Annotated in this window: 15 protein-coding genes and 1 pseudogene; 6 read left to right on the top strand and 10 right to left on the bottom strand. The window is 40.6% G+C overall.

Annotation, left to right across the window (positions count from 1 at the left end; all coding sequences use genetic code 11):
• The first annotated feature begins 360 nt into the window (after positions 1 to 360).
• Positions 361 to 2,343 carry a hydantoinase/oxoprolinase family protein gene (locus BP621_RS01835; protein ID WP_292387694.1) on the top strand — a complete coding sequence of 661 codons (1,983 nt, stop codon included), beginning with the start codon at positions 361 to 363 and terminating at the stop codon, positions 2,341 to 2,343.
• A gap of 238 nt (positions 2,344 to 2,581) precedes the next feature.
• The gene (locus tag BP621_RS01830; protein WP_292387652.1) at positions 2,582 to 3,127 is read left to right on the top strand and encodes a pyruvoyl-dependent arginine decarboxylase; all 546 of its coding nucleotides are present in this window, start codon (positions 2,582 to 2,584) and stop codon (positions 3,125 to 3,127) included.
• 289 nt (positions 3,128 to 3,416) lie between these two features.
• Here the strand turns inward: BP621_RS01830 and BP621_RS01825 are convergent, their stop codons facing one another.
• The 4 genes from BP621_RS01825 to BP621_RS01810 all read right to left on the bottom strand — a co-directional run bounded on the left by BP621_RS01825 (position 3,417) and on the right by BP621_RS01810 (position 8,380).
• On the bottom strand, positions 3,417 to 5,636 hold the full coding sequence (locus BP621_RS01825) for a hypothetical protein (protein WP_292387651.1): 2,220 nt from the start codon (positions 5,634 to 5,636) through the stop codon (positions 3,417 to 3,419).
• A gap of 140 nt (positions 5,637 to 5,776) precedes the next feature.
• Entirely contained in the window at positions 5,777 to 6,355 is a 579-nt protein-coding gene (locus BP621_RS01820) for a class I SAM-dependent methyltransferase (RefSeq protein WP_292387650.1), read from the bottom strand.
• A 212-nt stretch (positions 6,356 to 6,567) separates the two neighbouring features.
• Positions 6,568 to 7,461, bottom strand: coding sequence for a lysylphosphatidylglycerol synthase transmembrane domain-containing protein (locus BP621_RS01815; protein WP_292387649.1), 894 nt, complete (start codon positions 7,459 to 7,461; stop codon positions 6,568 to 6,570).
• A complete protein-coding gene (locus BP621_RS01810) occupies positions 7,439 to 8,380 on the bottom strand; it encodes a glycosyltransferase family 2 protein (protein WP_292387648.1) in 942 nt (313 codons plus the stop codon). Before BP621_RS01810 ends, BP621_RS01815 begins: the two co-directional genes overlap by 23 nt.
• Before the next feature lie 455 nt (positions 8,381 to 8,835).
• Between BP621_RS01810 and BP621_RS01805 the strand changes: the two genes are divergently transcribed.
• Both BP621_RS01805 and BP621_RS01800 read left to right on the top strand, forming a co-directional pair.
• On the top strand, positions 8,836 to 8,973 hold the full coding sequence (locus BP621_RS01805) for a hypothetical protein (RefSeq protein ID WP_292387647.1): 138 nt from the start codon (positions 8,836 to 8,838) through the stop codon (positions 8,971 to 8,973).
• Positions 8,974 to 9,021: 48 nt separating this feature from the next.
• Positions 9,022 to 9,249, top strand: a complete 228-nt coding sequence (locus BP621_RS01800) for a hypothetical protein (protein ID WP_292387646.1) — start codon at positions 9,022 to 9,024, stop codon at positions 9,247 to 9,249.
• 357 nt (positions 9,250 to 9,606) lie between these two features.
• Here the strand turns inward: BP621_RS01800 and BP621_RS01795 are convergent, their stop codons facing one another.
• From BP621_RS01795 to BP621_RS01780, 4 genes are all read right to left on the bottom strand, one after another.
• On the bottom strand, positions 9,607 to 9,882 hold the full coding sequence (locus BP621_RS01795; RefSeq protein ID WP_292387645.1) for a DUF5661 family protein: 276 nt from the start codon (positions 9,880 to 9,882) through the stop codon (positions 9,607 to 9,609).
• A gap of 315 nt (positions 9,883 to 10,197) precedes the next feature.
• Complete coding sequence (locus BP621_RS01790) at positions 10,198 to 15,861, bottom strand: DUF3320 domain-containing protein (RefSeq protein WP_292387644.1); 5,664 nt, start codon at positions 15,859 to 15,861, stop codon at positions 10,198 to 10,200.
• 402 nt (positions 15,862 to 16,263) lie between these two features.
• Complete coding sequence (locus BP621_RS01785; RefSeq protein ID WP_292387643.1) at positions 16,264 to 17,190, bottom strand: DMT family transporter; 927 nt, start codon at positions 17,188 to 17,190, stop codon at positions 16,264 to 16,266.
• 760 nt (positions 17,191 to 17,950) lie between these two features.
• Positions 17,951 to 19,786, bottom strand: coding sequence for a carbon starvation CstA family protein (locus BP621_RS01780; RefSeq protein WP_292387641.1), 1,836 nt, complete (start codon positions 19,784 to 19,786; stop codon positions 17,951 to 17,953).
• A 65-nt stretch (positions 19,787 to 19,851) separates the two neighbouring features.
• Here BP621_RS01780 and BP621_RS01775 point away from each other — a divergent pair, with 65 nt between their 5' ends.
• Positions 19,852 to 20,004 (top strand): hypothetical protein, encoded by a 153-nt coding sequence (locus BP621_RS01775; RefSeq protein ID WP_292387640.1) that lies wholly within the window; start codon positions 19,852 to 19,854, stop codon positions 20,002 to 20,004.
• 503 nt (positions 20,005 to 20,507) lie between these two features.
• Here the strand turns inward: BP621_RS01775 and BP621_RS01770 are convergent.
• A pseudogene (locus tag BP621_RS01770) lies at positions 20,508 to 20,828 on the bottom strand (DDE-type integrase/transposase/recombinase); the annotation flags it as partial.
• A 213-nt stretch (positions 20,829 to 21,041) separates the two neighbouring features.
• Here BP621_RS01770 and BP621_RS01765 point away from each other — a divergent pair.
• The gene (locus tag BP621_RS01765) at positions 21,042 to 21,665 is read left to right on the top strand and encodes a methyltransferase family protein (RefSeq protein ID WP_292387639.1); all 624 of its coding nucleotides are present in this window, start codon (positions 21,042 to 21,044) and stop codon (positions 21,663 to 21,665) included.
• A 113-nt stretch (positions 21,666 to 21,778) separates the two neighbouring features.
• Here the strand turns inward: BP621_RS01765 and BP621_RS01760 are convergent.
• A partial coding sequence (locus BP621_RS01760) for a hypothetical protein (RefSeq protein WP_292387638.1) occupies positions 21,779 to 21,958 on the bottom strand: 180 nt, incomplete at its 5' end.

Raw genomic sequence — 21,958 nt, 5'->3', positions numbered from 1 at the left:
ATTAATTCAATATTTGTTCTTAAATTTCTCACCTGTCCCTGAATAGCTGTTTGTTTCCAGAATAATATCCGAAATAAACTTTTGGTTCTGAAAAAAGGATTTCAGGTGGGCTGAACAAAATTTACCAGACTGAGTGGAACTAACCAAACTGTATGGCACTGACTAAGCTGAATGGAGCTGCCCAAACTAAATGGAACTGACCAAACTGAATGGGATTTACTATCCTGATTCTGCGGTCAGAACATTAGCACGTAATTAAAAATGGCATAAAGGAAACAGCATTACAAACGGCAAGGAAAGTGTAATGCAAAAACGTCTGAAAATAAAAGTGGAGATGTAAAAATGGAATGTAATTCAAAAATGGCATATGAGCTGGGCATTGATGCAGGTGGAACTTATACTGATTCGGTTTTAATTAGGAAATCGGATGGAAAAGTTATATGTTCAAACAAGGCTCTCACAACCTATCCTGATCCTCTTGAGGGAATAAAGAAGTCAATTGACGGACTCAACCCTGAAAAGCTAAAACTCGTGACTGTTGTTTCAGTTTCAACCACTCTTGCCACAAATACCATCCTTGAGAGCACGGGATATCCTGTTGGGTTGATCCTTATAGGAAACTATGATATCCCTGAAGATTCGGGAATTGAAAACTGGATTATGGTGCAGGGAGGACATGACAGTAATGGCGAGGAAGTCTCAGCCCTTGACCTGTCAGCAGTAGAAAAATTCGTGCTTGAAATAAAAAACAGGGTTTCGGCTTTTGCAGTCTCTTCTTATTTCAGTGTGCGAAATCCTGAGCATGAGCTGCGTGTAAAAACTCTGATCCAGGAACTTACAGGGCTGCCTGTTGTCTGCGGGCATGAGCTTGCCCAGTCTCTAGGAGCCTATGAAAGGGGAGTTACTGCCTACCTCAATGCCCAGCTCCTGCCTGTAGCAGAGGGCTTCTTAAAGACGGTAGTAAGTGAGATTGAAAGAAGAAGCCTCAACCCGAGAATTGCCATGCTGCGCTGCGACGGCTCTGTAGTAAGCATGTATGAAGCCATGAAAAAACCCATCGAATCGGTATTTTCAGGTCCCGCAGCAAGTCTTCTTGGGGCTTCTTATCTGTCCGGATGTGAGACCTGCACTGTAATTGATGTTGGAGGTACGAGCACGGACGTCTCCCTGATCTATAAAGGGCTTCCATACCTCAGCGAGGCAGGAGCAGTTGTGGGCGGCTGGCAAACAAAAGTCAGGGCGCTGCGTATGGAGACTTCAGCTATGGGTGGGGACAGCCATGTCTGGGTTCAGAGTGGCAATATAAACATAGGCCCCAGGCGGGTTATTCCTCTCTGCAGGGCAGCAGTCCTGTATCCCGATTTCATGGGCACTCTGGAAAAACGCTGGATTCCTGATAGGCTCAAACTGGATGAACATATCCAGGCAACAAAGTTTTTTGTCCGGACAGAGCAAAAATCTGTCAATTTGAACCAAGAAGAAAAAGAACTCTTTGCCCTTATACGGGATGAACCGCTTTCTCTCAAAGATGTCTACTGGGACAGAAATATTCTTCCTTCAAAGAGAGTAATGGACTCTCTAATTCAGAAGCGGCTTGTTCAGGTAATCGGTTTTACCCCCACGGATGTCCTGCATGTGCTTGGGGAGTATACTGAATGGAATGCCGAAGCCTCGGAAATTGGAGCTACTCTGCTTGCAAACTTCATAGGAATCGATAGGCATGAGTTCTGTTTAAATGTGAAACGACTCTTTGCCAGGAACATGGCAATAGACCTCATTGCTTTTCTGATGGAAGGAGTGGATAGGAACGAAATTAAAAAAATGCTCGAAGGCGATTTCTTTGCTCGCTTTAAAGTGGATATCCCTGTTGTCCTGCTTGGAGGTCCGGTGAGGGTGTATGTGGACGAACTGAAGAAGCTGATAGATGCCAAAATATTTGTTCCTGAATATTCAGAGGTTGGAAATGCCGTCGGAGCTCTTGCAGGAAAAGGGACAAAACGCATTGAAATAACGGTGCGCACACTTTATAGCGAGTCCAAATATGACCTTAAGACAAAAGGGATCTTTGTATACACCCCTATAGGTAGGAGGCATTTCGTAATCCGGAACGAAGCCCTGGAGTTTGCTGAAGAATTCGGTAGAAAACTGATTCTTGATTACATGGCCGAGTCCGGGCTTCTCCCTGACCAGGTTACGGTTAGTGTACAAAAAAAAGATATAAAGGTCCATGCAGGTGAAATTCCAATAGAGACCAGATATATCTTTGAAGGGGTTGCAAATTCCAATGTCTATGAAAAAGCTCTTTCTGGACAGAGGAAAAAAATAAAGGTTTTACAGAACTAACTGAACAGGTTCATTATCTGGATTGCAATTCCTGCAGGAAAATATCTGTCTCTGAAAACTATGAATGAAAAGGATAAAGTTCATAACTCTGGTGTACGTTTCAGAGATGAAAGATAGGACTATCAGCCCAATAGTTCAGCTCATCTTTATAAAAGATTTATAAATTATCTATGTGTGTATTGGTTGCTCATACAATGGAAACCGCACAGTAAATACATAAATCCCTTTAGGAGTTAACATGATCCCAAGAAAAGCATTTTTGACAAAGGGTACCGGGGTACACAAAGACCGTTTAGCATCCTTTGAACTTGCACTAAGGGCTGCAAAGATAGAGAAATTCAATCTTGTAAGTGTTTCAAGTATTCTGCCCCCCAATTGCAAACTAGTACCCAGAGAAGAAGGACTTTTAGAGTTGAAACCCGGTGCCATTGTCCATTGTGTACTCGCAAGGAATGATACAAATGAGCCTCATCGGTTAATGGCTTCAGCTATCGGAACTGCGGTTCCTGTAAATGAGGAAAACTACGGTTATATTTCCGAGCATCATTCTTTTGGAGAAGAAGAAATTATTGCAGGAGAATATGCTGAAGACCTGGCAGCAACAATGCTTGCGACTACTCTTGGCATAGAATTTGACGCGGAAATGGCCTGGCATGAGAGAGAACAGGTGTACAAGGCAAGCGGGCATATCTTTGATACATTCCATATGTGCCAGACCGCAAACGGCGACAAGGACGGAAAATGGACCACGGTTGTAGCTGCAATGGTTTTCGTTACAAAATAAGTCGCAAAATAAAATGAACTGAGGAAAGTAATAAACAGTGAAAATAATAAAAATAAGAAGATTAGTTAAAAAATAAGGAGAGTAATTAAAAAAGGGAAATTGATTGAAAAATAAGGAAAGTAAATTAAATGTATTAAAAAATTATATTTTAAAATACTGTTTTTTAGTTGAGTAAAGGGGAAGAAATCCCGACTTCCCCAGTCTCATAGAAATGCATAGCTGGAGGAGACCGCCACCGATCTCCCGAATATTTTCGAGTTTCTCGATCAATCAGGGCTCTATCCGAGAGTTACTCTCTTGATGATAAATTTTCAGGCGAATCAATTAACTGAATCCCTTGAATTGCTATACTTAACTCCCTTTTGTCGCTATTATTTAGCTCCGGAAAGTCACATGGTCTTTCGGTGCCTTCAGGTACATTTAAAGTAATGGTATTTTTTCCTTTATTTAAGGTAACCGGAAGATTTACTGTGCTTAAATTCGGGCTGATAACTTGTTTACTCTGGAGAGTTTCGCCGTTATAGATTTCCAGTGTCTTTGGTGAATGTAAGCTGCATGCGCTGAGTTTTAATGTTGAATTTTCAGCAATACCTGAATAAACCGATAAAGTAGCATTGTTTGCTATCCACCTGGTTATTGTGCCGTCCCAATTCTCCGGGCGACTCCATCCCTCACCTAAAAGCATAAAGGGCCGAATTATTTCATCTGGAACACGGTAAACAATAAGCCCATCTTCAGCATATACATCAGGTTCAGTTTTAAGGGTCTTATTCAGTAAATCGTTTACAAACTCGAGCTGCTCACTGGACAATTGATTTTTGTGGACAATAACATACCTTATATTATTGGCGTTCAGGACCGAGGTGCCTATATGAGCAACATTTTCCTGTAAAATATCTTTAGTTCCCAGGGAATAATACTGTAATTCTTTAATGAATGGAGTGTTCCTTTGGAAATCACTAACATTGGCTGGATATCTTGCTGCATATCCGCCTACAAGAGCTTTATTGTGGACTGTCTGATAGTACAAGTACTGAAAATCCATATATCCTGCGTTAGAGTTTTGTGGGATTTCGAGCACTGCATAGTTATCCGTATCATTACTAATTTTATAGTAAAAGTCAGGAACATTTACCTGTGTGGTCGGATACGGAATACACAGGTATTCAAAAATCAGCAGGAAACCAACTATTGTAAAGATAAGCTTTTTTCTTTCGGGCTTATACTTCAGTAATTCAGAAAAACCGTATCCTGCCAGGACGGAATACCCAAGGGTTGCAATAACAAAAAATCTGCCAACTGTCCTGCAGTTTTTGAGGAAGGGCACTGTACTATATAGTAGCTGATATGGAAGCGGGATTTTCAGATTTGAATCCGTGAAAGAAAATAAGCCATTAAAGTGCAATATAGGTCCTATGCTAATTATTGTAAAGAAAAGTGTAGATATTAACCAGAATTTTACGTCAGGCTTTCTCCTTGATTTCAGAAGTGAAATAATTGAGAGCCCCAGAACAATATATCCTATAAAGTTCACTTGTTCAGCAGGCCAGCTTGGTATATTCGAATATAAATCTAAGGTAAACCGACCAAGTAATGGATGTAAATTAGAGGGGAGGAAAAAGCTCAGCAAATCATTTGATAATTTGGGAATTTCAGCCGCACTTGGCTTTAAGAAGTTTTGTTTTGAAAGGGCAATAAGTATCTCATTAATGGTCAAAGGTAACACGCCAAGAAAAGCGACGCCGCCAAAAAAGAAATATTTTTTAATTATTTTTTTTACAGAATGAGTAAAGTTCTTTTCGGACCTGAGAGTCAGGTAGAAATTATATAAGAATACTAATCCTGTAAAGATCCCCATAAAAATCAGATACTGCAGGTCGCTCATTGCTACCAGAATGAAAAAGATTCCTGCAAGGATTGGGTTCTTGATTCCTTCTTCTTTAACTGTTTTCATGAGATACAGCGCACAAAAGGGTATCCACTGAACTGTCGCTGCTCCAAAAAAGTATAGTCCTCTGGAAAAATGGTACGGGGAAAATGCAAATACAATTCCTGCAATAAAGGCAGCATATTTATTATCCGTAAGATAGTTTACCAGCAGATATGCACCAATAGCTCCTATTATAAAAGTTAAGAGCCATAATATTGTGTAAATGACGTGCAGTTCTAAAAAGGGCGACAGCAATACATATAGCATTTGATTGAAGGCTGATGAAAAGGGCATTGATTCTATGCCATTCGGATAAAAAAGGAGATGGTCATGCGTCAAAGCCGCTAAATCCGCTTCCTGTATTGCTATTTTTGTGTACCATAAGATTCTCATCCACTGAAATGAATCCGCTCCCGTTCCAGGAATATCGGTTTTTATCTTAAAGAAGACAGGATAAGTAAGAATAATTGTCAAAAGAGCGTATGAGATTCCAACTAGAGAATATTCCCGTAAATTGTTAAAATGTTTATTCCTAAAACTTCGGTTTTTTTCCGGGTTAGATGTTTTTCTTAGTTCCACGAAGTCGTCTCCCGTTTTTCAGAATATTTATTATATTATTTAAACTAAATTTTCATAATAAGTAATTTTTAATAATAAATATATTTAATAATAACTAAATTTTAATATTACTGTTTTAATAATAGTACTGTTTTAATAATTTACTTTTTACATAGAACCATAGTCCATGGAAACGGCCTTCGGACCTCCAGCACATCAAAATAGGTTTCTATTAAACTCACGAACTTTCCTGAACTCCAGTTCTGGACATGTTCAGGATCATTCCCAAAACGTGTAAAATTTTTGCCCCGGAAAAAATTCATTGCACGGAAATATGGTTCGTTAGGCACGCTGAGAATACAGTAGTTTTTAGATATTCGTCGGATCTCCTGAAGGGCTAATTTCGGTTTTTCTAGGTGTTCCAGTACTTCTGTAGCTATAACAAGATCGAAACTGTTTTCTTTAAAAGAAATTTCATATATGCTACCTGAACAAAAATCACATTCTGGATTTTTCTCTTTTGCAATTCTCAGAGCGTTTCTGGAAATATCAACACCTGTTATTTTTGGATAATCAAGGCAGTTAATGACAAAACCTTCCCCACAGCCTATATCAATGACATTATTTATATTTTCCAAAGGGACTGCAGTTTCCTGTAAGTTTTTCATGAAGTTGGATATCACTATCCCCATAAGCGGATTTTTAGAATTGTATTTTTTGTAATTTCTACTCTGGTCCATTTAGCCCCACCTGTCTAAAATATGTTTTTAATTCTTAATAATCGAATTTAATATTTTAATTCTTAATAATCGAATTTAATATTTTAATTCCTAATAGCTGAATTTAATATTTTAATTCTTAATAACCGAATTTGTTTCAATTTCTCGCCAATAATTTTGACTTAATTGGTCTCAAGATCTTTTTTAATAATTCTACCTGACTCATTGAAATTTCAAGGTTTTTTTCGAAAAGTAAGCATGAATCCAAATATTGCTGGTAATAGCGTAGTCAAGAAATATAGAACTATAGAGCAGGAGAACCCATATGCAGAACTTTCATTCAATAGCTTGAATATTGTAACGCTTACAAATTCTCTAACTCCAAATCCTGATATCGAAATTGGAAAATTACCCAGAACTACTACTATTGGAAGAGAAAAGGTAAGTAAGCTGTTTAATGAGGGATTTAAGGATTTTATAACTATCCAGTATACAAGTAAATTCAGCAAATAATATCCAAGAGTTAATGCAGAAACAGAAAAAATAGCTTTTTTATTTCCAGTGATTTCTTTTATCGTTTTAATATAATTTTCTTTGAATTCACTTTTTTTCGAAAATAACCCAAAAATAAGAGTTACGATCTTTTCATTTGTTATGACGAATATGCCAGCGATAAAAATCATTATCATCGGCGTCATTAAATAGATTAGATTTCTATCCTTAAAAAAGAAAGCTATGGATAGTACACTCAAAACCAGAAGACAGATCATATCTATAATTCTGTCCATTACTACGGTTGGTATGCTTCTGGAGCTCTCAGCATCTAAGTAAAAAGCTCTTGAAACTTCTCCGGCCCTGCCTGGAGTAAGAGCTCCGTAAAAATTGCCTATTAAGATTATTTCAAGTGATCGTTTTACGGGGATTTGAACATTTATACAATTGAGCAGATCCTGCCATTTTCTTGCTTTTATCAGATACATCAGTGCAATAAAAGGTAATGAGAGAGAAAGCAATGCCATATTCATTTGCGTAAAAGTCTCGTAGATTGTCTTCAGGTCAAGTTTGACTATAAGGTAAAGCATTAAACCCGAAGTAACCACGATTTTACATGCCGTTTTCCAGTTCATAGCTATCGTACTTTATAATATAGTCATCGTTGTTTCTCGAGTTTGTGATCAGTTCTCCTATAAGGCCAAGGGAAACAAATTGAGCTCCAAGCACCGTGAGTAATATGCTCAACATAAGCAGAGGCCTGTCTCCTATCCTGATGCCCCTGAACCATAGGGAGACCAAGTTCAGGTTTATGATTATTGCTGAGAATATAAGTAAAAAGCCCATACCTCCAAAGATGTGAAGGGGTCTTTTCTTGTATAAATTCAAAAATGTGACTGTAATCAGGTCCAGAAAGCCTTTAAAAAGCCTTTCAACTCCATACTTTGATTTTCCATGAACTCTGGGATGGTGTTCGACTTCGATTTCTCCAACAGTGTATCCTTTCCAGTGAGCTAGAGCTGGAATATAGCGATGGAACTCTCCATATAATCTTACATTCTTTACGACATAATTTCTATAACCTTTGAATCCACAGTTGAAGTCATGAATTTTGACTCCTGTGATACATCGAGTCAATGCATTGAAGAATTTTGAGGGAATAGTTTTTGAGACAGGATCCTGCCTTTTACTCTTCCAACCTGAAACCATATCATATTCTTCTAATTTTTCAAGAAATCTCGGGATTTCTTTGGGATCGTCCTGCAGATCTCCGTCCATGGTAATAACAAAATTTCCCTGTGATTTCTTGAACCCGCAGGAGAGAGCCGCAGCTTTTCCATAGTTCCTCTGGAACCTTATAATCTTAACTGCGCTATCTTTGATTGTCTTTAATTTTTTAAAAGTATCATCCCTAGATCCATCATCTACGAAAATAATCTCGTATTTTTTTCCCAATCCGGAAAGAACTCCACGCAGTTCATTATATAATTCCCCTACGTTTTCTCCTTCATCACAAACCGGGATTACGATTGAGAGATCTAATTTATCGGACATTTACCGTTTTCTCCTAAACTGTGTTTCAGCTTATATGTGAAATTGTAACTTAAGGAATTTCTGAAACCAAAGTCATGCTCGTCAAATTTGAATCCAAATAATAGAAGGAAACTGGACTTGAAATTGACAGCAAATTGAAACAAAGCCCTTTACAATAGTATTTTTAAGCCACTTCGAAGTTTCTACTAAACTAATTTCTGTGATTTTCAAATTAATTATTAGATAATCTCAGAAGCTTTTTGTTCTATAAAATAAAACTAAATAAAGATTACTGGTGCATCGATTCCATATATATTCAACAAACCATAGATAAAACAAGGTGGTTTCAATTCGTGTTTATCCGTGCCTATTTGTAGGCATTTATGGGGAACTCATTGACCAGTATTGATTTCAAAGTTCAGTTCTAGTTCCATAATTTGAAACCGATGCACTAAATCTGGGATGGAAAAGGTGATATGCAACTTGCTAAGAACGCAGGACTTTTCACTATAGGAGTGGCTCCAACGGTAAATCCAGAGCTTCTAAAAAAACAGGTGCTGGATTTGGTGCTTGCGAAAATCGGCGATGAACTGGACTCATATAGACCTTCTTAGCCAGTCTATCGCAAAATCTGGGATATGAACATCAATATATATACGAAAGTGTGGCTAGACATTGTACTAGCTTTCGGTTTTACATCTATCCCAGAAGATTATGACAAAAAGAAAATTGAATGTACAGTTTTAAGAAAGGTTGAATTGTTGGATAGAGGGAGAAGGAAAGAGATTATCACTGAAACTCCTCCAAATTGGCTTTTAGATAAACTGAAAAATCTAAAATCAAAGTTGTGGTGGCGCACCCCGCAGCAAGCTAGCGGGGTATTCAACTGAAATAAAGGCTTGATTTAAGTCCCCTATTTTTATTTCCCTTTTCTTTTCTTATCTTGTTTCTTTAGTCGTTCGTTTCTTTATCATTCTTAGCTTGTTTTTGCTGCCTTCTGTTTCTTGGTCGCCAAATTATGAACCTGTTTATGTTATAAAAAAGAATAATTATATAATCCGTTTATTATTATAAAAGGTCATACTTTCTTTAATTAGATAGTTGATGTTAAGTTGGCTCCAGGGTGGAGCCTGCAGGATAATCAGAAGCTTAGTTCCATCTATGCTTTATTATCCCTATGAACCACAAAGCAGGCATTATCACTTTCGAAGGCACAAAAAGAATCTAATCAAACAATTCTCGCGCCTTCATTTAGTTTCTGTTTTCAGCAGCCGTGAGTAATAATCCGGCTGTTTGTTGAGATGGGCAATGGTGATTTTAGCAGCTAAGATAGTCTCGTTGAATTTAATGTTTATTCGCGGATTTTTGGCGGTTAATATGGTATTTTTGAATGTAATATCGGTTCGCGAATTTAAATTGCCATGCTCGGACTCAGCATTCATACCGAGCCAAAACTCATGGAGGTTGCCTTTAAACCTTAGTTGTCGGGCTGTCATATTTGTGTAATCAAGTGTGAATTTCATAGATTATGAGTATCACGGAGGTTACTTTAAAGTCTATCCTTTTTTAGCACAAAAATTAAGGTCAATACATATCTTCTTCAAATTGCAGGTTGTCCACTGATACAGGATGATTGCGTTTTGATGCTTTTGCGACACGGTGGATCTAAACATATCAAAGTAATGGGAAAATATTGAGCCGAAAATATGATGCCAGAAAATTATAAAGTTTCTAAAACTAATAAAATGAAGAAAAAAGTGAAAAATTATAATCAGGAATTAAGATTTTAAAGAAAGCGATAATTTTTTAGAAAAATCCGATCTTCTGAAAAATCCATCTCATTCAACAAAATAAATCATTTTATTAGGCATGAGAGTCAGTTCTTCGTTTTCTATTGCTGCCTGTACAAGTTTTTCAATTCGTTCCTTTGTGTTTTTGCGTGTGGTTTTTATCCCGAGCACTCTCGAAGTCTGGACAATAAGATCTTCAAGAGGAGTTGAATACTGACTGTTCAGGACAAAACAAATAGCTTCTTTTATTTCCTCGTCACAGATCCACTCGACTTTTGCAGATGCGTCTCCTTCACGCCTACGCAGGAGACAGGCAGGTTCCGAAACTGGCCAGTAGAACTCGCCTTTGATCCGGATTTTTCCGGAACTTTCGGCAAGAACTGCAATCTCAAATATCCGCTGCTTGATTTTCCCGAAAATGCGAGGAATTCCTGTATGCGATTTTATCCGCTGCGGCAGGAGTTCTGCATGAATCGGGCCTTCACACTTTATAATTCGTATGATTGCTTCCTCAAGCTGCTCATCCGAAACATCCGAAAGATCGCCTATTTGAGGAAGTCCTGAGGAAAGGCAGGCCTGATAAAGTGGTATGGCAGCTTCGAACGAATTGGTTTTTCCGGACATCTTTTCAGGTTCTTTTTTTGAAATATCCGGTTCAGGCTTTTTTCTTGGAATGTCCGGGATTTCAACATTTCTCCGTCCGGTATTATCGGTCCTGAGTTCCAAGGAACTTCCAGTATCGGATTCTTCAGGGAACTTCCCTGCTTTTTCAGCCGGGGCTGAAGATAGCGGTCTCTTTGGAATTCTGGTTTCAGCCTCAAACATACATCCGAGAGCAAGCTCAGTTATCTGAGTCTTAGATCTCCTTTTTATGTAGGGCTCAATTACAGGTTCGGCTTCTGGCCCGAGTTGAGTTTCTGAGTCCCATACCCCAGCATAACTGTCGTCCCCGCCTGTATAATTGTCTTCCTCGGAGTCCGGCTCGGGTTCAAAATAGCTTCCTGAGCCGTAAATATATGCAAACTCATTAATCCGCTTGCGCTTTTTTTTCTTTTCAGGGCATGCACTGAAATCAATCTCAGGGTAAGCCTGGAAAAAACTGACTTTCTCTGGCTCTGGCTCAGGTATCAATTCGGTTTCTTTTTCCTTCGAGCGGGGATCTACACTGAATTTAAGGAGTTTTGATTTTTTTGACCTTCTTACAGGCTTCTTGCGGGAGTTTTCATTGGCCGCCAGAGCCATCGACCTGGCTTTTATATCCATTTCTGGCAGGAAATCCGTGCCTGACTGGACTGTAATTCCTTCTTCCAGTTTAAAAAACGAGCCTGAATAGAGCTCTTCAGCTTCGGCTTCAAAGGAGGGCTCTGGAAGAAATTCGGTTTCAAAAGTTTCCGGAAGGCAGACTCTGTCATAAAATCGAGTTTCAAGTTCGTTCTCACCTTCTCTCGCCACACTCACTGCAGGCAAAACCGGAACTATGGATAAAACCGGATTTGCAGGAGAACGAGAAAATCTTCCTACAGGACTTCGATTAACAGGTTCGGCCCAGTCAGACGGCTCATTAATCCTCGAAACTTCAGGTTTGATTTTGGATTTTGCCTGCACTTTTGCCTGTTTCACAGCCCCCTTCACAGCTTCAAGCAGCTTTTCCCTGCTCTCTTTCGGATGCAAGTACCAGTCCGTTGACCAGACACAGTAGATCTTCCAGCCCAGCCCTTCAAGAACCTGCTGGCGCAGGCGGTCGCGGTCCCGTGCAACCTGCAGGGAATAATAGCTTTCTCCATCGCACTCGATTCCAAGCACATACCTCCCTGGATTAGTGGGATCAGGGACTGCAAGGTCAAGTCTGTACCCTGCACAGCCGATCTGCCTGTGGATTTCGCAGCCGTTTTCTGTCAGGAAATTGAAAACAGTCTCTTCGAAAGGGGAGTCAAGTTTTTCCCTGCGGTATGCAGGTAAGGGGAGCCTGCCGCTCTCTGCGAACTCAAGGAAGACTTTGAGGGCCCGGAGCCCGAAAGGTGAGTTTTCATCCAGTTTCAGGTCCCTTGACGTAAAATTTGCAAAAACAACGCATTTTTCCCTAGCCCGCGTAATAAGAACATTCAGACGCCTTTCCCCTCCCTCGCGATTAAGCGGGCCGAAGTTAAGGGAAAGTTTTCGGTTGCCGTCAAAGCCGAAACCCACACTCAACAGTATAACATCCCTTTCATCGCCCTGAATAGTCTCAAGATTCTTAACAAAGAAGTGCTCGCCTTTTCCGTTTCCCGAATTAAAGTCAAATCCCGGGTTTACTTTAAGCAGAGCCTCAATTTCTTCCTGGATAGCTTCCTGCTGTTTTATATTGAAAGTCCCGACCCCAAGGCTTTTATCAGGATACTTACTGAAGTGTTCGAAAACTGCCCTTGCAACGGCTCTTGCCTCTAACCTGTTTACTCCACTTTTGCCCCTGTCATAAACCGCATCCTGAAGATGCACAAATTTCAGCCCGAGTTTTTCATCTTTTTGCATGGGAGAGGGATAAACATAGAGGCGGTTGTCATAAAACTCCTGGTTTGAAATTGCGATCAGGGACTCATGCCTGCTCCTGTAGTGCCAGCGCAGAGTCTTTACCGGGAAACTGCGTTTGCACACATTCAGGATACTTTCCATATCCCCGGCTGTAACGCAGTCATCTGGCTCACTTTCCGGAGAGTCAAGCACGGTATCGAAAAAGTCGGTTGGCGGAAGCTGTTTTGAGTCCCCCATTACCACTACCTGATTTCCGCGCAGAAGAGCTCCAACCGCATCTTCGGGCCTGACCTGGCTGGCTTCGTCAAAGATAATCACATCAAAACGGGTGCTTCTGGGATCAAGGTACTGGGCAATGGAAAGCGGGCTCATAAGGAAACAGGGCTTGATTTTCTGGATCAGGCCGCCAGCCTTTGTCATAAGGGTACGGATAGGCATATGCCCTCTTTTCCTGTTGAATTCGTTGAGCAGAATGCCCGCTTCTGAGGCTCTTGATGCGCCTGAAGTCAATTTTGGGGTTTCCTCATAAGCAGAGCATGCTATCCTTTTTCTATTTTCCAGAAGGACCTTTTTGTCAAGTTTCCTGAACTTACCAAGCTTGCCTTCGTGGAGTTCCCGGATAAAAGTCGAAAGTGCAGGCCTCTCCCTGAAGGCTCGATTCAGGAGGATCTCGGCGTAGTTGCCTTCAAAAGCAGGAATTGCATCACAAACTGCAAGTTTTCCGGATTCAAGGTCTTCCATTATCGGGGCTGCCTTTGTTTCCAGACAGGCCTGCCTGTACCCTAGATACTGGCTCCAGAATACCAGGGATGAAGTCTCGTTTTTCCATCGGGTTACGCGGACTTTTAACAAATTTAGCTTTGCGCCTTCCAGGCCGTTTGGGCACATTTTCCCGAAATCTGCGCCTATACGAACCCCAACTCTCTTAAAAACCTCCAAAAATTCCTGCGTTGCGGCCAGTACATGGATGACTGCAGACTCGAGGGCTGAGATGTCAATTCCGGTTTCTATAAGCCTGAAACTGCTGTCCGTCAGAGTGCCTTCTTTCAGGTACTGCCGGAAGAGAATTATCCATTGGCTGTATTTCTCAAGCAGGGTAGGGTCACTTTCAAAGCCTTTCCAGTAATCCCCAAAGTACTTTTTGCCTTCTGTCCCCGAATTTTCAAGTTCCAGCCTGAGGGTCTTGTATTTGTAAAGGGAGGCAAGATCAAGCAGGATATTACTGTCCCAGAAGGGCACTCGTGAGATATAGCAGGCTGAAATCTCTTTTTTGAGCTTCCTGTATTTCAGGTTTACGAGTTTGAGGAGACCGTTGCCGGAAAGCTCCTCGAATTTAGAAGTATCAAGGTCAAAGACCTCAGGGTGAAAAGTTTTGTCCACAAAAGTTTTGAGCTCAAAGGATTGCCTGAGTTTCGAAATAAGAGCGTCGGCCTCAGCTTTTGAGTTTTCGGATTCCCATTCCGAATTCTGAAGCATTTTCTCAGGCAAGGGTTTTGAGTTTTCGAGGAATTTTGCGGCATTGATTACAGTTGCAATTCCCTCAAGGATTGTGGGCTTTGAGGTCGCAGAAAGGTCATTAAGGGTTTTTATGGCAGTTTCAAGGGCCTCAAAAGCCGCAGCGCATTCGTCTGTAAGGGCTCCGATTTCTCCCAGATCTGAAGGCAGTACAAGCCCTGGATCGCAGCCGTACCATGGATTTTTCCTGACCGGCCAGAGAAAAGGAAGAACCTGGCCCAACTTTTCAAGAAGAGCTTCTGCATCGGCCCAGGCTTCAGGATCCCATGTCTCAGGCTCCTGAAACTTGTATGCAGGCATTTTCAAGTCTTTTGATTCAAAATAAGCCCTTGTCTTTTCCCTTATACCATAAAGGGTATATAGGCTTGGGTAGAGTTTTCCCGAAGGTTCTTCAAGGGACAGAGCATACTGGTTGAGCTCATGTTTTAGTTTTTCTAGTTCATTGATATCCCTTTCAGGGTTTATGGGGGCAGGAGCTTCGCGGTTCAGGGTCTTTTCCAGTTCTTCAAGCACGGCTTTTTTGCGGGTCTGGTTGCTGTGGATCTCCAGGCAGAGTTCTCCAAGGCCGGAAGAATCCAGCCTGCTTTTTACAACCTGAAGGGCAGCCATTTTTTCACTAACGAAAAGTACGCTTTTTCCCTGGGCCATAAGTTCTGCAATCGTATTTGCAATCGTCTGGGACTTGCCGGTTCCGGGCGGACCCTCAACAACAAGGTTTTTTCCGGCTTTCACATCTTCAATGACCGCAATCTGGGAAGAATCGGCATCCATTATCTGGTAAGTGTTTTTTGCTGGAAGTTTCAAGTCAACCTCTTCTTCCAGGAAACCGGAAACCTCACACTCGATATCTTCAGGGTTAAAGACTTCCCGGATCAGGGGGTGGTCGGCAGGAGACATGTCTTCAGGCCAGGTTGCAGGGTCAAGGTCCTTATACATGACAAATTTCTTGAAATTAAAAAGGTCAAGGCAGATCTCAGGCAGGAGTTTCCAGCCTCTCTTTCCATGAATTTCTCCAAATACAGCCCTGAAATATTCCTCAATTCCGGAAGCTTCCTCAGGCATTTCAAATTCAGGAAGCGAAATTCCGAACTCTTTCATTTTTGCCTGGAGGGTAATTGAAGTAAAGATCTCGTCTCCTGTCCACTGGATGCTGAAAATTCGGCCTTTCCCTATGCGTTTGAGTTCAACAGGAATAAGAAGCAGAGGGGCTTTCGGATTTTTTATGGCTAATCGGCTGTCACTCCACTGCAGAAAACCCAGTGTAAGATAGAGCACAGGATATCCCTGTTCTTCAAATATAGAGTTTGCCTGGTTAAATACATAAAAAAGTTTTTTATTAAGAGTTTCGCTGTCATCTGGAGTTCCCAGGAAAGTTTCGGAGTGGGAAGTCTGAGGTTTATCTTCGGAGACCAGGATTTTTCCTATTGTTTTCAAAAGCCGTTTTTCCTTTTCAGAAGCCTCGTCTTCCTCCCCATTTCCAGTTTTCCTGCCTTTTCTTAACTGGGCTGTTGCCCTGAACCTCATTGATTTTTCCTGGAGAACAAAGAGCGCGTAAATTTCCTCCGGCTTCCTACCTATAATCGAGATGGTCCTTTTCTGGGAAGGGCGATAATTGAGAAGATTATTTTGAAGGGACAGATCAAGTAAATTCTGCCTCAGGGCTTCCAATTCCTTAACTACGTCTACCATAAGAATACCAGGCGATTTTGAAATAATCAGTGAAATATATTCAAGAATATTCAAGATTAATAGGTACAGAAAACTTATTAACAAATTTTAATTTACCCAGCCGGAAACAGAGCTATGAATAGAGAAAAAATACAATCCGGATAGAGGAAAGTTCCTTTAAGAATGACATACTTAATAATAACACATTTAAGAATATTTTTTTGTTATATCTGAAAACTATTTCCCTACTATTAGAGTTTTTCTAAAAATTACGGTTATTCGTACTTTCGTTATTTCAGCCTTCTTGAGTGCAAGCGTCTAGTTGGTTCATCACGCCGCTGCTTGAGGTTTTCGCTCAAGCTTTTTTTCAAGAGGCTTGCTGGACTCGGGATGTTCACATTACTTTTCTCTGCTTCCGGTAAGCTAAGGAACTGCAGGCAGTTTTTCCTTGAAAACAGGTTCGTTTTCGGTTTTGCTTTCCTCCTCTAAGCTTGCCAGGAAAGAGCTGGAAAGGATAAGGACACAGCCAATCAGGGTTTCAATAGATACGGGGTCTTTTAAGAGTAGATAAGCGAAAAAAATCGCACTTACAGGTTCAAGCAAGGAAAGTACGCTTGCATTCTGGGCTTTGACGTACAAAAGCCCTGTAAAGTAAAGAATCGAACCCAATGAAGTGATTGTTACCCCTAGAAAGAGGAGAACAGGCAGGTTTTCAACAAGGGTTGTTACTGGGGCCTGTTTTACAAAAGGAAGCAATAATAACAGCGTTACGAAGGTTGAGATAAAAAGTTGTTCTAAACCTGAATACTCGTTCCTGAGATAGCGGGAAGTAATGGTAACGCAGGCGTAAAAAAGGCCTGAAAAAAGGCCCATAAGCACCCCAGAAAGATATGCTGGCTCAATTCCCGATACAGAAACAAGGTTTTTAGGATCGATTACCATTACTACACCCGCAAAAGAAAGAATCAGGGCAACAAGGCTCTTTTTGTTATGTTTCTCCTTCAGGAAGACAGGAGCAAGCAGCAAAACGTAAAACGGAGCCGTATAAAGTAGAAGTACGGATATTGAGACATTAATAAAGCTCACAGCCATGTAATAAGAGACCATTGCGCCTGCATTAAGGATTCCGAGCAGTATCAAGGTTTTTCTTTTTCCCCGTAGCCTGATTCCTGACAGTTTTCCGGTAACTACCAGATAGCCTGCAAGTGCAAAAAGCCCGAAAAGAAGCTGGTAAAACACAACAGCTCCTGCGGCCATGTTCTTCACATACATGAAAAAAATTCCTGAAAATCCGTAGATGACGGATGCGGCGATTATCTGGATATTTGCTTTTATGTGCTGCGGCTCCATGACCTTTTCAAATAAGGTTTTCTGTTAATAAGATTATCCTGAGTATGTTGAAAGTAATATCCAGATAGTTGGACTATTAGCAGTATCCAGATCATTTTTCCCGATGTAGCTGGCATGAAAAGTGCCCAAATATCCAGACAGTTGGACTATTAGCAGTATCCAGACAGTCAGAGACTATTAGCAGTCGGCATTCTGTGAACGGTAGTCTAAAAAATAGCCAAAAAACTGTTTTATAAAAGTGATTTTGATAATCTTAAATGCTGTAAAAGTAAAAATATAAGTGGATAGGCGAGTGCGGAAAAGAATGATGAAAGGCGTGTTTGGATTATTTCTCAACCTTCATCACATCACCCCAAACACGCCTGTGCTTCTCACCCGCACATCTCCTTGAAAACACCGATTTTCCTGTAGCCTTGATTATGCTAATACTATGATTCCGAAGTAGGTTCATAAAACTTGATTTTTGAACCTATTTCCCGATTACGAATTTCCCAGTAAACAGTGAATTTATTTTGGAATCGAAGCACTAGTTTTCCCTTAGAGCATGTCTTAAAATTAAATTCAGTATTCTGATTGGGACAAGATTTACGCACTTGAAATGAAAAACATTAGCATTAAATAATCAAGCGCTTAAATATGTATTTCAAGACTGATGTTTAATACACTTGCTTTCCATCATAAGTGAGTAAATCCTATTTTCGCCAGGTCTCACAACAAATTGTGATTACACGTAATATCGAAGCTCAATCGTCTATCACATTCATATTTTTGGTTGCTCGCAAGCTCCTCCGAAGTCAGCCTTAATAGGCATACGGCCTGACCCATTTAGAGGTTTACCGTGGGTCTGAATGAGTTCATACCATCTCTTGAAAGCTTCAATGAACATAATGGCAGTAAGGAACATTAGTATGGCACTCAGGAAAACCAATAGATACTGACCTTTAGGTAGATAATTGGTAACAATGTTTAGATATCCAGCGCTGAAAGTGACAGGAATCATAAATAGTCCTGGTACAGCTGTGATTAAAGCATACTTACCCTTACCCATGCGCAGTATCATGGTAGTACCTATTATTAACGCACATGCTGCAAGCAATTGGTTAGACATGCCGAATATCGGCCAGATAGTGGTTATGTTGCCAGTGTAAAGCAGGTAACCCCATGAAACAGTGAAAAGAAAGCTAGTTATAGCAATGCCTGGCATCCACTTCTTCTCGCTGAACTTGGGGATTACTCTACCAACCATCTCTTGAAGTAGATATCTGCCAGCTCGAGTTCCTGTGTCTACAGCGGTCAGGATAAACAACGCCTCAAACATTAGTACAAAGTGATACCAGTAACCCATCAGATGACTCATGAAGGAAATTGAGGAGAAAATATATGCCATGCCTACTGCCAGAGAAACTCCTCCTCCGGTTCTTCCCTGAAGGGTCTCTCCTACGGCAGCAGCCAATTGAGGAAGATGGACTGGTGTCATGCCAAGTGCGGCATATGCTGAACTCGAGGCATTTATGGCGAAATAGTCCTGCGGCAAAAGAACGCAGGCTGCAATGAGAGCCATTATGGCCACGAAGCCTTCAACCAGCATGGCACCGTATCCAATGAAGAGAATATCCTTTTCACTGGATATCATCTTGGGGGTCGTGCCACTGGCGATAATAGAATGGAAACCGGACAGTGCTCCACAGGCTATTGTAATAAAGAGAAATGGAAAGACTGAACCTTGTATAATGGGACCTCCGCCATGTACGTAGCTGGTAACTGCGGGCATGTTCATCTCAGGATGAACCAGGAATATACCCAGGGCGAGGGCAGAGATAGTTCCCAGCTTGAGATAGGTAGACAGATAGTCTCTCGGGCAGAGCAGGAGCCAAACTGGCAGGACCGAGGCCGCGAAACCGTATATCGGAACTGATACCGCCAGAGCATTTTTAGAGAAAGTAAGCATTGGGGCTAATACAGGATTAGCAGCCACATAAGGGCCCAGATATATCACAATGGTTAGGAGAATTACACCTAAAATACTTCCACCTTTTACATCTCCTGGTCTTAAGACATGAATGTAAAGGCCCATGATCAGAGCGATAGGTATGGTAAACAGGACAGTGAATAGACCCCAGGGGCTGTCAAATAAAGCATTAACAACGGATATAGATAGTCCGGAAAGCGTTAATATAAGGATAAATAACATTGCGAAAGAAGCAACTATGCCAGCTGTACTTCCTATTTCTTTCTCGGCAATAAGAGGCAGGCTTCGTCCCTGGTGTCTCACAGAGGCGAAAAGTGACACCATATCATGAACTGCACCTGCGACCACTGCTCCAATTATTATCCAGAGGGCTCCTGGGAGGTATCCAAACTGGGCTGCAAGAACCGGCCCGATAAGTGGACCGGCTGCAGCAATTGCTGCGAAATGATGTCCAAATAGCACGTACCGATTAGTCTCCTGATAATCATGGCCGTCGGCCATAGTTATTGCTGGTGTCGGTCTGCCAGGATCAATTTCTAAAACTTTTCTCGCTATAAACAGTCCATAATACCTGTAAGCAAGCGCAAATACGCTCAGTGCAACGAGCACAAGAAATAAAGCGTTCAAATCGTTCCTCCTTTACTTGCAATTGCAATTAGCTTAGTTTGTAATAGTGCAGTAAAACATCTCTCATGAGACTCTGTGCAGTTTGCGGAGAATTCGATTCTTTTGCAACGAATATTGAATCTCTATGGTCATCCACCCTTGACCAAACAAACCCTGAGTTAGCAAGAGATGTGACGTCCTTCACAAAAGAGTATTACACAAGAGTATTGGGAGTTTAACATTCATCATAAGCTTTGTTAATTCTTTTACGAAATCTATAAAAATTGCTGTGCGGAAGGCAATTTTTACAGAGAGGTTAATTTCTAATACTCAGGTTAGAAGCTAAGTTTTATATTGTTGTATAAAAGACTTACTAATTAAAAGGAGGAATTACACTGTTGAACTGAGAATTAATAAGCTCTAAACCCAAGCTGTCTGAAAATTGAATTTGATCTTAAAGTCTATTGCACTTGGTTTTGTATTTAAGGGCGTTCCAGAAAAATAAATTTCAAAAAGTGTATCTGAGTAAGTATAAAGTTGAGTCCATAACTCGGACTTACACGTTTGAACTGGAAAATAGTAGCATTAAACAGTCAAAAGGCTAGAATAAAACTTTTAACTAAAATAAATAAAGTGCGCATTTAAACCATAATATCTGTTCTTTTGCAAAAAATCTCAGAATAAGCATGTAAGTCTATGGATGGGAACCGATGTTAAAATATTCGAGGTATAGTTAGCTCCATTAGGACCAGAGTAATTTTAGATTCTTGATTTGTCCTTTTTTAACTAGATTCAATGCTTCAATTCCTTTTAAAATCCTACTTGCAGAACAAAAATCCTGAAAACCTAGCATTGGAGCAATTATTAGCTTTATAGACTTATGATCTTGTTCTATAACATTATTCAAATACTTGACTTGTCTAATTTCAACATTTTCATACAACTTATTTTCATTTTTTAGTTCATGTATGGCAATAGGATAAGCTCTATTCTTATCGATTTTTATTACTCTTGGTATTTGATTGTGATTTGAGCCCAAAGCTTTTTTAATAAATCTCTTTGCAGCTTTTCTATTTTATTTTTGAACTTAGCATGAAATCGATTGTGTTTTCGTCTGGATTAACTGCTCTGTAAAGATATCTCCATTCACATTATGAATTTTTGCAACAGAACCCCTATATTGCTGAACTTCCAATGTTTTTAAGGCGTTATAAATAGATTTTTTATATTGGGGTGAAAATACAAGCTACTTGATAAAATAAGGAGACTACTGGAATTGGTTTCTTCAAAAATTACTCCTATTTTTTCTCTGGCAGCATTTGCAGTTATTCACAGCCTGACTGCAAGCCTACCCTTCAAACGCCTCATCGTGAGAGGCTTGGGTTCCAAGGCAGACAGGTTGTATCTGCCGGCATACAGCCTCATTGCAATGCTAACAATATTGCCGCTAGTTTATCAGCTCTACAAAAACCCTGGACGGGTTCTCTATAAAATCCCTTCTCCCTGGCGCTGGCTGATGGTCGGCGGGCAGTTAATTGCTTCGATTATTGCCCCAAAGGCTTTTCTGGATGCACCCCACCGATTTAAAATACGCTCACAGCTCTCTGTTCCACAGACACCTGAAGCAGGCTCACTGAATATCCGGGGCATTTACCGATGGGTAAGAGATCCCTTCCTGCTCTCAGGCCTTGTCATAATCTGGCTCACTCCCATTATGACCGTTAATCTACTTGTCATATACCTTTTGACTACCATATACCTGTATCTTGGATCCCTGCACTGGGAAAGCAGGCTGATAGCACAATTTGGTGACGAATACCGTGAGTACCAGAGAAGGGTAAATAGATTCATTCCCAAATCATGGAAAAATGCTAAAGATATTGATAAATTCAAAGAATAAGATATTTTTTAGGTATCACTAAGGCATGTTTTCAGCAAAAAAGAAAATATTATTAGTATATTTTTCCTGTCAGTTCAAAAGGGGGGAAGTTTCATAGCAGAAGATCAATACTCTCATAAACAGGATTTAGATTCTAAGAATATAGGTAACAATATCATTGGAAGGCTTTTTCCTGAAATAACATCAAAGTCTCTAGCAGGCGATGTTGTAACCCTCCCTGAGGTTTTGGAAGGAAAGGCTACACTAATCTGTATTGCTTTTGTGCGCAGCAAACAGAGCATGATCGACTCCTG

Source organism: Methanosarcina sp. UBA5 (genome assembly GCF_002505485.1).
Lineage (GTDB): Archaea > Halobacteriota > Methanosarcinia > Methanosarcinales > Methanosarcinaceae > Methanosarcina.
Note: the sequence above shows the minus strand (reverse complement) of the source record. Positions and strands in the feature narration are given on the sequence as shown.